Raw genomic sequence first — 11,714 nt, 5'->3', positions numbered from 1 at the left:
ACTAAAGAAACACGTTGTACTTCATTTAAACAACATAATTTGCGAGCGATTAAACTTTTAATTCTGATTTTATTAATCTCATTAACAAGCTGTTATTCAACGAAAAGATTGATACGTAAAAATGATTATAAAATGTCTGAATTTAATAAGCAAAAACTGAGTGGAATTTATAATAACGGTTTAAATGATAGCTTGCCCCAAAATTTATGGGCGACATTAAAATCAAGTGATAGTGATAAAACACACACAAGAAATCATGAAAATAATAACGTCAAACTGACCTTGGTAGATAATGAAAATATCAACGTAAAATTATTGAATGAAACAGACGATAATGTAATTGATGAGTTTAATTTAAAAGGTAGAATTAAAGGTGACTTCTTTACAATTGACCGTAAATTAACACTCTATCCATTTGTTCCGATCTATTATATTAACAAGGAAACTAAAACAATTATTGGGAATGATCTGAATGGGAATTTAGTTGTGGTAACTGGAAGAGTAAGTGAAGGAATGATTTTAATGATGGCAAGTGGAAATAGAAATGTGCAAAACAGCCAATTTAAACGGATTAAAAACTAAGTACAACAGCGGGTATAATTATGTCAATAGTTGTTCATCCTAAATTTGCAGTATAATTTAAAAAAAAGATTATGAGCGCAAATGGGAATCTACAACACCGGCCAAACCCAAAAGAATTTCGATTACATCTAAATTTAAAAAAATCGCGATACACTACAATTCAAATCATTTAGTGCTAGGTCTAGATTAATTACAAAAGTCCTTCAAGATTTTGATCCTCCAATGCGCTTCGCTCGGGTCAGTTTGTGTTTTTTTTGCTAACTTACTTGCTTAAACATGATAACGATATCATAGTCTAGACCGTTACTAGTAATAGCCACAGCATCAATATAAAAATCTTGCAATGAACAACGATTTTATTATAGAGCTTATATTATGTATTCCATTAATCCTTTTTGGAATTTGGTCTACTAGAAAAGCTGTGAACACATATAAACTTAAATCTTATTATGATTTCCAAATGTTAGGTGCGGGAATAGGTTCAATAATAATTGGGGTTTATTTCTTGTATAGGTTGATAAGTGCTATTGTAACCGCATTGTATTAGAGCAAAATAAAAAAATCAAACGATTAAAATAATTCAGACTGAAAAGCACAACGCTAGAATGTTAAACGAAATGGATAAATTAAACCTTTGAAGCTACCAATCGTCTAAAAACTATTAAAACTCAAATAATGAAATACACTTGGTCACTTTTATTTCTATTATTTTTTTCGTGTTCATCAACTCAACAAGAACAAGAATCTGAGCCTAGTTTTATTGAAATCCCTATATCGACAATAGATTATAGCACTATGTCTAATTGGTATTTTCATCCCAATCAATCTTTTAATTTTTTACAAACTTATGATTTAGATATTGCTGTAATTGATGAAGATTTAAGTATCAGTTCTACTATTGAGATTAATAATAATGCGACTACAAACACAGGTATTGATGTATTTTGGGTACACCCAACAGTCCTTGAAAATCCGCCTACATCCCCAAGTACTGTGTCAATTGATAATCAAGACACAAATTATATTGGTCAAACCATTTTGGCTCAGGGAGCCTTATTAGCAAAATATGGTCGCTTTTTTGCGCCTAAATATAGGCAAGCTTCACCTGCATCGTTCTTAAGTATATTTCATACAGAAGAAGAAAGAGCTACCGCTCTATTAGAGACCTATTCCGATATAAAAGCATCTTTTCAAAATTACTTAGATAACCATAATAATGGCAACAAAATCATACTTGCTGGGCATTCCCAAGGCTCGTTTCTTTTGGCTATGTTAGTGAGAGATCTATTTGACACCAATCCGGAATTACGAGAAAAATTGGTAACAGCGGCATTAGGCGGCATGGGATATGTGTATGCTACAGATAATTCAACATTAGGAGGTTGGTGGAAAAATATAGGGCTTTGCACAACAACAAATGAGTGTGGATGTGTACATTATTGGAGAAGTTATGAAAACGATACCAATATACCAGAACCAGTGTCTACCTTGCCATCTTATAGCGAAACATTAGTAACTAGTGGATTGGTATATCGCACAACCGATATAAACAATGATATATTTTTTCAAGACAATTTAATTTTTGAAACCCAAAGTAGCCCATTGCGTTATATAACCCCAGGAATTCAGTATAATTTTAGTAATAGCTACAATTTCGTCGCTTTTGACAATATGTACACAGCTCGTTTTAAGAGAGAATCTAATCAAAAAACAGGTTTGGCCGTAGATTATATTGCAAACACTTTAGACCAACGTCTTAACGAATTAGAGAATGTTGTAAGTCCTACTACTTTTATAAATGGGGATTACCATATTAAAGATTATCATATTTATATTTGGGCTTTGATGCAACAAATCGATGAAAAAATTAGTGATTGTTTGTGAAATTATAAAAGTCTTTAATACCTTTTATAAATACTCTAAATTTTCATATTTTCTTATAACCATCAAGATAATGCGTCACAAAATACGAGTAGGGTTGCATCTAATTTAGAGATTTGTTTTATACACCTATAACGTTTATAGTCAAATAATACGAAACATTAGAAAAATATAAATAGTAGAGAATGGGTTCAAAATTGAACATATACTTGGTAGAATTGTAACATATTCTATAGAATTCAAATGAACTCTTACTGCTCAGTAAGTATGGAATAGGTATTTTATGTTACACATGTTAGCTAAAAATAAAAGAGGGGCAATACTTATTGACACAAAAACATTAGACTATAAATTATATAATAAAACCATATTTTTCAAATACAGATACAAATTATGGTAATTTATTATATACTTGGGGAGAATTTATTCAAGATAACAATATCATAAAAAAATAACCATATACAACTTTTCATAAAAAAAATCAGCCGAAACATTAGAAATTAAACCTTAGTGGAAATTCTAATAAAAGAAACCATCTCAACTTATAATATGAACATTCAAGACCTATTAAAAACCACTGCACATAGACCTTGGAAACTGCCTCAGGACGATTGGAAATTCTACCAAGAATGGAATAACGCTATATTCCTGCATTTCGAAGTTGATTTAGAGGAGCTTAAAAAATGGGTGCCAGAAGCATTAGAAATTGATCTTTTTGACGGTAAACCATGGGTTTCCGTTGTGGCATTTACTATGGAAAAGATTAGACCTAAAAACTTACCATCCTTTTCACCTATTTCGAATTTTGATGAAATTAATATTAGAACATACATGAAGTCTGGTTCTAAAACCGGAGTCTATTTTTTAAGTATTGAAGGTGGAAGAAAATTATCTTGTAAAATTGCTAAAAGTATTTCAGAACTTCCTTATCGTTTTTCAAAAATTAAGCGGACAGAACACCAATACCATTCTTTGAACACCAAATTTAATGACCACTTAAATATTGAGTTTTCAATTGGTGAAACTATGGACACACCATCGGAATTAGACCTTTGGTTAACGGAACGCTATGTCCTTTTTCAAGATACAACCCAATCTATAAATGAATTTGAAATTCATCATTTAAAATGGCCATTTCGCCATATGCATATCACAAAATTTGACTTTAACTATCCAAGGTTTAAACATCTTATACATCACAATCCTAACAAAATTCAATATTCCGAAGGTGTAAAAGTGATTGCTTGGGGAAAAACTAAAACAAAGAAAACAAGCTAGGGCTATTTGTAAACCCTAATGCGTCAATCTTCCTTTTTATACAACGTCGGTAAACTAATTTTATAGCGCACCGCAACTAACCGAACCGTAATAACGACGACACCAACTATGACGAATAGTATGTTTCTATCTTCAAAAAATCTCAACAATAAAAAATAAGTAATTCCGCCTAAAATACAAGCTGTCGCATAAATTTCTTTTCTAAAAATCACAGGAATTTCGTTACACAGAATATCTCTTAACACTCCACCAAAACAAGCGGTCATTGTTCCCAAAGAAATACACACTAAAGGATGTAAACCTGCTATAAGTCCGGTTTCGATACCAACAACGGTGTAGAGCGCAATTCCAATCGTATCGAATAAAAAGAGCGATTTTCTAAGATAATTAATTCGTTTTCTGAACATTACTGCAAATGCGGCTGAACTTATAATGACATACACAAAGGTCATATTTTTCATCCAAGACACAGGTTCAATCCCAATCATAACGTCACGCAAAGTACCACCCCCTACAGCAGTTACAAAGGCTATGATTAGGACACCAAATGGATCCATACGTTTATTCATAGCCACCAAGGCGCCTGAAATCGCGAAAGCAATCGTTCCTAATATATCTATAAATTGAAAAAACATAGGGTGATTATATTTACATTATTGTGACGTGCGAAGGTAGGCATCTAATTTAAAATGAAAAATGGTTCTCTGAGATACTTCGTCTGCACTCAGTATAAGCGATTCAAAAAATTTCTCTAAAAAAAGTGGTTCTCTGAGATCCCAAAACAAATCTGGAATAAGCGATTCACTCACTTTTTCCGAAAAGGAAAAAGTGGTTCTCTGCTTACATGTTCTGTGTATAATAATTATAATCCTTTATAACAGTTGCCACAAAATCCACTGGTTTTTCACTGGTTTCTATGGCCATAATTTTCAATAACCGAACGTGCAAATTCAGAATAATATTATGGTGTCCGTTTCTAACCGCATCATCATACAAATTCTTTACCGTTTGCATATCACGATCACTTAATACCGTAACCTGACTATACGTTGGCACATAATCTACAGGAATATCTTTAATAAGTGTATCGTGAATTGTTAGGAGCTGTTTTTCACTAATGACCGTTGTACCAGCAGCAATATCACCTAAACGCTGCCCATTCCCTTTAATCAAAATGGTAAAAGCCGCAACCCCTCCAGAGGTTAAAGCGACATCGATAAGGCGTAAAATCCAACGTACAAAATAATTAGAAAAACTAGGTTTTGAGCCGTCAAGTTTTACCACTTTGGTCTTCATTAACATCTTACCAACAGTTTTACCATCCATAAATGTTTCGAGCAATACATAATATAAAAAAGCAGGTAATGACACTAATAAATAGATGGCCCAGGTATCACCCATGTCCAAATTTAAAGTCGTTAAAAGCAGTATGGCCGCAATGGTATACAATAGAATAATGGCGCTATCAATAAGGTAACCAAGCATTCTATCGCCAATACTAGCAACATTTTGATTAATCCCTACATTTTGGGCCGTTTCTATTTGAAATTCATCCATATTTTCTTTTCTTTGAAAGTCTAAAAGGGAATATAATGCGCGAGGCAGCTTTTGTAAAGCAAAATAAAGATAAATGGTTAGAATTTGAAAACATTCTTACAAATAAAACGCAAATAGATCCCGATTTACTTTCTGACCTCTATATTGAGGTTACCGACCATTTAAGCTACGCCAAAACCTTTTACGCCAACAGCAATACCGAACGCTATTTAAATCAATTAGCGTCCAATGCACATCAAAGTATTTATAAAACTAAAAAGGAACCTAAAAACAGACTCATTTCTTTTTTTAAAACGGAATTCCCTACGCTATTCTACCAACATCATCGCGAATTGCTTATTGCCTTTTTAACGTTTACGCTTTTTGTAATTGTTGGTGCTTTTTCTGCTGCAAGCGAAGATGATTTTGTAAGATCCTTTCTTGGAGATGGTTATGTAAATATGACTATAGACAACATTGAAAAAGGTGATCCTATGGCGGTGTATAAACAACAAGGAGAGTTTCATATGTTTCTTGGAATTACGCTTAATAACATAAAAGTGGCGCTGTTTGCCTTTGGTTATGGCATTTTATTAGGTGTAGGCACTTTGTACATTATGATGCAAAATGGCATTATGCTGGGCAGTTTTCAATACTTTTTTTACGATCAAGGCTTGTTATGGGAATCCGCGCGTACCATTTGGATTCATGGTACCATTGAAATATCTGTAATTATAATAGCAGGCTGTGCTGGTCTCGTTATGGGAAATGGCATGTTATTTACAGGAACTTTACCTAGACTCGAAGCTTTTAAACGCGGAGTCATTAACGGCTTAAAAATTCTTATGAGCACCATTCCCTTTTTTATAATCGCTGGCTTTTTAGAGGGCTTTGTCACCAGACATACCGAAATGCCAGACTGGTTAGCCATTTTAATTATTACAAGTTCTTTAGCATTAATCTTATTTTACTACGTAATTTACCCTATTCAATTAAACAGAAAATTAAAACAAGATACAGTCTCTAAAAACGCTATAGAGCTCAACCTAAACCCAACCCACTAAACATGAACAAATCCTATATTGAATTTAGAAAACAGCGCGATTTTAGTAGTATATTAACGGATACATTTGGCTTCATTAGAAATGAATTTAAACCATTCATTAAAACCATCTTCAATATTGCAGGTCCTGCCATTGTGGTCTTTATGTTATCACTCGCTGCCTATAACTATGTTGCAGGTGATATACTTGATTTTACAAAAATGACTGAACCCGGGGTCAGCACAACGAATATCTTTGCAATTATTGCCGTCGTTATTATATACTTCGTTTCTGCAATTGCAGCTTACATTCTCTCAGTAGCAACCGTACTTTTTTATATTAAATCGTATGTAGATCATAAAGGTGTTATTGATCCATCCGAAATAAAAAGTAGCGTTTACAAATCCTTTTGGCCGTTTTTTGGTCTCAGTTTTTTAAAAGGTGTCACCCTAATTATTGCTACGATGCTTTGCTTTATACCCGTACTTTATGCTATGATTCCAATGGCTATTGTGTTTAGTATATATGTATTTGAGCCTAAACGCTCAACATCAGATGCCTTTAGTCAAAGCTTTACCTTGGCTAATGCCGATTTTTGGACGGCTTTTGGAGTGTTTATTGTTTTAGGTATCATTTATTACATCCTTATTATGGTATTCTCAATTCCTTCTGTAATATATGCCTTAGTAAGTTCAGGCGTGTTTTCTGGTGAGATTGACCCTGCCAATCTTAATACTTTTTCTGCAGATCCAGTAATTATAGTGCTCAATGTATTTAATACCTTTTTTCAATTTTTATTAAATATCATTTTAATGGTAGCTGGAGCTGTTATTTATTTTCATTTACACGAAAAAGTCAACTTTACTGGTACCTATGATCGTATTAGCGAAATAGGAAAAACAGAAGACTAAATGTTAGCATATAGATGGCTTTTTATTTGTTTGTGTTGTATGCAACTTTCTATGGCATACCAAAACAACGCGCCTCATAATTATGATGATTCTACCATTGAAATACAACAAATTACAGAAGACGACTTAAAAACGTATAAAGCCGACGATGATTTTAATTATATAGAAATTGAACCCGAAGAAAACATTTTAGATAAGATTTCTCGTTGGTTTAAAAACATACTTACAAAATTTTGGGAAGCCATATTTGGAGTGGGTACGGCCTCCGGTTTTTTATACTTTGTTTTTACAATTCTTCCCTATTTATTGTTAGGAATATTGGTCTTTCTATTAGTTCGCTTTTTCTTAAAAGTGAATTCTACGAACCTAATAACCAAAGCGAAAACTCAAGGTTCAATCTTGTTTTCTGAGGAAGAACAAATTATTAAGAATGAAGATATTCCTACCCTAATAAACGAAGCCATACATCAGAAAAATTACAGATTAGCCATTCGCTATTATTACTTATTGTCTTTAAAATATTTAACAGAAAGTGATAGCATTTCATGGCAACCACAAAAAACGAATGAAGATTATATCCATGAAATTAATAAAGACCATATAAAAACCGATTTCATAAATATCACAAGAATTTATGATTATGTCTGGTATGGTGAATTTGATATCGATGCTAATAAATTTGAAACCTTAAAACGTCCGTTTGAACTTTTAAATAATACAATCACAAACCATTGAGTAAAAAAGGAAAACTGTATATTATACTTGTAGCCTTCACTATTCTGGCTATCGTTGTTCTAGAAATGAACAAACCGAAGGCTATAAATTGGTTTCCGTCTTATGCCACGCATCATAAAATTCCGTTTGGTACTTATGTGTTTAACGACCAATTACAACGGGTTTCAGATTCGGTTGCTATTGTCGATCGCCCTCCTTTTGAATACCTTAAAAATAATGACATTAATGGCACCTATCTTTTCTATAATGGCAGTATTGCCTTTGGTAAAGAAGAGCTGAATAGTCTATTAGATTGGGTCTCCGATGGAAACACCCTCCTTGTAGCTGCTGTAGATTTTGAAGAACAATTATTGGACACTTTACAGTTAAACACGAGATCCATCACTACCTTTGATAATTTTAATAACGACTACCAAGTTAAATTGGTGAATCCAGATTTAGACACCGCTAAATCTTATAAATACGATCGTGCTAAAACCTTCTATCACTTCAATGAAATTGACAACTCAAACACATCTGTTATTGGTTTAATAGATACTTACCACGGCGAAAACAAGCCCATGGAAGACTCTTTAATCAGCACGATTAAACAACCGTTTGGAGAGGGTGAAATTATCCTCAGCACCTTTCCTCAAGCCTTTACCAATTACTTTATATTACAATCACCAAATCAAGATTACACCGCCGGACTTTTATCATATGTAGACACATCAAAACCTATCTATGTTGATACTTATTACAAAACAGGAAAGACATTTTATACCTCACCAATGTATTTATTCTTAAATACTCCATCCTTAAAATGGGCATATTACATTATGTTGATTGGGGCATTAATCTATATTATTTTTGAAGGTAAACGGAAACAACGTGCGATTCCGATTGTAAATCCATTAAAAAATCAGACTGTAGATTTTACAAGAACTATTGCCAATATGTATTATGAAAGTGGAAAGCATAAAGATATTTCACAACACAAAGTCCATCATTTTTTAGAGTATATTAGAAACACATTACATCTTTCAACGGCAGAAATAAACACTAGTTTTATAAACAACTTAGCAGCAAGAAGTAACAATACAGTTGAAGACACGCAGACGTTATTTAAACTTATTGAAAGCTTACAGCTAAAAAACGAAATTAGCAATATCGAATTAGAAAGGCTAAATACCTTAATAGAACAATTTAAATCCCATAATCAATGGAAGAAAACGAAACAGTAAACGACGACTTAAATTTTGATAATCGCATTCAATTAGAAGATTTAAAAAATGCGGTAGAAAGCATTAAAGTCGAATTGCGGAAAGTCATTATCGGACAAGATAATTTTGTAGAATTACTTATCGTAGCCTTACTAGCCGATGGTCATGTTTTAATTGAAGGTGTTCCTGGTATTGCAAAAACAGTGACAGCAAAACTATTTGCGAAAGTTTTAAAAACTGAATTTAGCCGTATTCAATTTACACCAGATTTAATGCCTAGCGATGTTTTAGGAACGTCTATTTTAAATATGAAATCGTCGGAATTCGAATTTAAAAAAGGCCCTATTTTCTCGAATATTGTCTTAATTGATGAAATCAACAGAGCCCCTGCAAAAACACAAGCCGCGTTATTTGAAACGATGGAAGAACGCCAAGCTACTATTGATGGTTTTACTTACCCGTTTGAAAATCCGTTTATGGTTTTAGCAACGCAAAATCCTATTGAACAAGAAGGCACCTATGCTTTGCCTGAAGCACAATTAGACCGCTTTATCTTTAAAATCAAAGTGGATTATCCCTCGCTTGAAGATGAAATCAAAATTATAGCCTCACATCATGAGCGTAAAGGAGAAAAACCTCAAACTTTAATTAATGCTATTTTAGATACGGCATCACTTGAAGATTATAAAACGAAAACACAAGCGATTCTTGTTGAAGAAAAAATTATCAAATACATTGCTGAAATTGTTTCCAAAACAAGAAATCATCCGCATTTATATTTAGGTGGTTCACCAAGAGCATCCATCGCCATTTTAAATACTGCTAAAGCTTTTGCTGCTATCAACGGGCGTGATTTTGTAATTCCAGAAGATGTCAAAAAATCATTGAATCCTGTTTTGAATCATCGCATCATTTTAACACCAGAACGCGAAATGGAAGGTATGACCACAGAAAATGTCATTGAAATGATTGTGCAATCCGTTGAAGTGCCGAGATAAAAAAAACGTCCCTTTGTCCTGCGGAGATTTCCCCAAAAGGAAAAAACAAGCAAATTCACAAAAAAAACAAAGAGATTTAACGTTAATGCAGATGAAGTTAAACTAAAATTTGAATGATTAGATTGTCCCCTTGAAGGGACTTTAGGAGTGTTTTCAAAGATGTAAAATTTACCCCACATCAATAGATAAAAGAGAAGATTATGAATTTTTTAAAATCATTATACATACACAAGCAGTTGTACATTTATTTGGCAATAGCGTCTGTATGCTTTCTTTTGTCGTATTGGATACCCGTATTATTTTCAATGGCATGGATTGTTACCATTATTATAGCTGTTCTTTTAATAATTGATGTACTACTACTCTACCAACTCAAAAGCGCTATACATGCACGACGAATTTTACCAGATAAATTCTCTAATAGCGATAATAATCCTGTGCCAATTACAATTACAAATAAGTATAGCTTCAAAACCTACATTGATGTAATTGATGAATTGCCTGTACAATTTCAAAAACGCGATTTTCTTTATCAAACAGCCTTAAACCCAAATCAGAATCACAATTTTGAATATATAGTAAGACCTGTAGATCGTGGCGAATATTACTTCGGTCACCTGAATATATTTGTATCCTCCATTTTAAAAATTATTAAACGTAAATACAAGTTTCAAAATCAGCAAATGGTAATGGTGTACCCTTCTATTATGCAAATGCAGAAATATGATTTTTTAGCCATCAGTAATTCGCTAACGGAGTTTGGTTTAAAAAAGATAAGGCGAATAGGTAATACTTCGGAATTTGAACAAATTAAAGATTATGTTTCTGGTGATGATTTTAGAACTGTAAATTGGAAAGCTACAGCGAAGCGTGGTCAATTGATGGTAAATCAATATCAAGATGAAAAATCGCAACCCATCTACTCTATCATTGATACAGGTAGAATCATGAAAATGCCTTTTAATGGGCTGAAACTATTAGATTATGCTATTAATTCAACCTTAGCATTTAGTAATGTTGCTCTAAAAAAACATGATAAAGTTGGAATGATTTCCTTCTCAAAAAAGATAGAATCCTTTTTACCTGCCATTCAAAAATTGACCTATCTTAATCGTATTTTAGAAAACTTATACAATATAGATACGCAATTTAATGATAGTGACTTTGGTTTGCTCTACGCACAATTAAAACGAAAAGTGACGCATCGAAGCCTTCTTCTACTTTATACAAATTTTGAACATATCAGTGCCTTAAAACGGCAAATGCCTTATTTACAAGCTATCTCTAAAAAGCACATGCTAGTTGTAGTGTTGTTTGAAAACACAGAATTAGATACTATTTTAAAAGAAAATGCAGAGGACTTACAATCTTTCTACCATAAAACGATAGCCGAAAAATTTGCTTTCGAAAAACGATTAATGGTAAAAGAACTTCAAAAGTATGGCATTCAATCGATTTTAACAGCTCCTGAAAACTTAACGATTAACACCATTAATAAGTATCTAGAGATTAAGGCTCGTGGGCTTTTATAGTGATTAGTGATTAGTG

General features: G+C 32.9%; 11 protein-coding genes. 9 read left to right on the top strand and 2 right to left on the bottom strand.

Annotation, left to right across the window (positions count from 1 at the left end; translation table 11 throughout):
• The 3 genes from KO515_RS08220 to KO515_RS08210 all read left to right on the top strand — a co-directional run.
• On the top strand, positions 1-582 hold a 582-nt coding region (locus KO515_RS08220; protein WP_215935905.1), incomplete at its 5' end, for a hypothetical protein.
• A 675-nt stretch (positions 583-1,257) separates the two neighbouring features.
• Positions 1,258-2,466 carry a DUF3089 domain-containing protein gene (locus KO515_RS08215; protein WP_215935904.1) on the top strand — a complete coding sequence of 403 codons (1,209 nt, stop codon included), beginning with the start codon at positions 1,258-1,260 and terminating at the stop codon, positions 2,464-2,466.
• Positions 2,467-3,012: 546 nt separating this feature from the next.
• Positions 3,013-3,741, top strand: coding sequence for a YqjF family protein (locus tag KO515_RS08210; RefSeq protein WP_215935903.1), 729 nt, complete (start codon positions 3,013-3,015; stop codon positions 3,739-3,741).
• Positions 3,742-3,764: 23 nt separating this feature from the next.
• Here the strand turns inward: KO515_RS08210 and KO515_RS08205 are convergent, their stop codons facing one another.
• Together KO515_RS08205 and KO515_RS08200 are read right to left on the bottom strand one after the other, a co-directional pair.
• Positions 3,765-4,376, bottom strand: coding sequence for a trimeric intracellular cation channel family protein (locus KO515_RS08205; RefSeq protein ID WP_215935902.1), 612 nt, complete (start codon positions 4,374-4,376; stop codon positions 3,765-3,767).
• A gap of 205 nt (positions 4,377-4,581) precedes the next feature.
• Positions 4,582-5,298, bottom strand: coding sequence for an RDD family protein (locus tag KO515_RS08200; RefSeq protein ID WP_215935901.1), 717 nt, complete (start codon positions 5,296-5,298; stop codon positions 4,582-4,584).
• Positions 5,299-5,333: 35 nt separating this feature from the next.
• Here KO515_RS08200 and KO515_RS08195 point away from each other — a divergent pair, with 35 nt between their 5' ends.
• The 6 genes from KO515_RS08195 (at position 5,334) to KO515_RS08170 (ending at position 11,698) form a co-directional block, all read left to right on the top strand.
• The gene (locus KO515_RS08195) at positions 5,334-6,341 is read left to right on the top strand and encodes a stage II sporulation protein M (protein WP_215935900.1); all 1,008 of its coding nucleotides are present in this window, start codon (positions 5,334-5,336) and stop codon (positions 6,339-6,341) included.
• Between the two features lie 2 nt (positions 6,342-6,343).
• Entirely contained in the window at positions 6,344-7,231 is an 888-nt protein-coding gene (locus KO515_RS08190; protein WP_215935899.1) for a hypothetical protein, read from the top strand.
• Positions 7,232-7,966, top strand: a complete 735-nt coding sequence (locus tag KO515_RS08185) for a DUF4129 domain-containing protein (RefSeq protein WP_215935898.1) — start codon at positions 7,232-7,234, stop codon at positions 7,964-7,966.
• Positions 7,963-9,189: a DUF4350 domain-containing protein gene (locus KO515_RS08180; RefSeq protein WP_215935897.1), complete on the top strand. Its 1,227-nt coding sequence runs from the start codon at positions 7,963-7,965 to the stop codon at positions 9,187-9,189. The genes KO515_RS08185 and KO515_RS08180 overlap by 4 nt, the downstream gene beginning before the upstream one ends.
• Entirely contained in the window at positions 9,168-10,166 is a 999-nt protein-coding gene (locus KO515_RS08175; protein ID WP_215935896.1) for an AAA family ATPase, read from the top strand. Before KO515_RS08180 ends, KO515_RS08175 begins: the two co-directional genes overlap by 22 nt.
• A gap of 200 nt (positions 10,167-10,366) precedes the next feature.
• Positions 10,367-11,698, top strand: a complete 1,332-nt coding sequence (locus KO515_RS08170) for a DUF58 domain-containing protein (RefSeq protein ID WP_215935895.1) — start codon at positions 10,367-10,369, stop codon at positions 11,696-11,698.
• Positions 11,699-11,714 lie beyond the last annotated feature (16 nt).

The organism is Winogradskyella psychrotolerans, from assembly GCF_018860545.1.
GTDB classification, from domain to species: Bacteria; Bacteroidota; Bacteroidia; order Flavobacteriales; family Flavobacteriaceae; genus Winogradskyella; species Winogradskyella psychrotolerans_A.
This window is presented reverse-complemented; position numbering and strand designations above follow the sequence as displayed.

What these genes read in the sequence shown, in the direction of transcription:
- KO515_RS08195 (WP_215935900.1), top strand. Translation starts at nt 5,334, where the DNA reads ATGCGCGAGGCAGCTTTTGTAAAGCAAAATAAAGATAAATGGTTAGAA.
- KO515_RS08170 (WP_215935895.1), top strand. Translation starts at nt 10,367, where the DNA reads ATGAATTTTTTAAAATCATTATACATACACAAGCAGTTGTACATTTAT.
- KO515_RS08205 (WP_215935902.1), bottom strand. Translation starts at nt 4,376, where the DNA reads ATGTTTTTTCAATTTATAGATATATTAGGAACGATTGCTTTCGCGATT.
- KO515_RS08175 (WP_215935896.1), top strand. Translation starts at nt 9,168, where the DNA reads ATGGAAGAAAACGAAACAGTAAACGACGACTTAAATTTTGATAATCGC.
- KO515_RS08200 (WP_215935901.1), bottom strand. Translation starts at nt 5,298, where the DNA reads ATGGATGAATTTCAAATAGAAACGGCCCAAAATGTAGGGATTAATCAA.
- KO515_RS08215 (WP_215935904.1), top strand. Translation starts at nt 1,258, where the DNA reads ATGAAATACACTTGGTCACTTTTATTTCTATTATTTTTTTCGTGTTCA.
- KO515_RS08190 (WP_215935899.1), top strand. Translation starts at nt 6,344, where the DNA reads ATGAACAAATCCTATATTGAATTTAGAAAACAGCGCGATTTTAGTAGT.
- KO515_RS08185 (WP_215935898.1), top strand. Translation starts at nt 7,232, where the DNA reads ATGTTAGCATATAGATGGCTTTTTATTTGTTTGTGTTGTATGCAACTT.
- KO515_RS08210 (WP_215935903.1), top strand. Translation starts at nt 3,013, where the DNA reads ATGAACATTCAAGACCTATTAAAAACCACTGCACATAGACCTTGGAAA.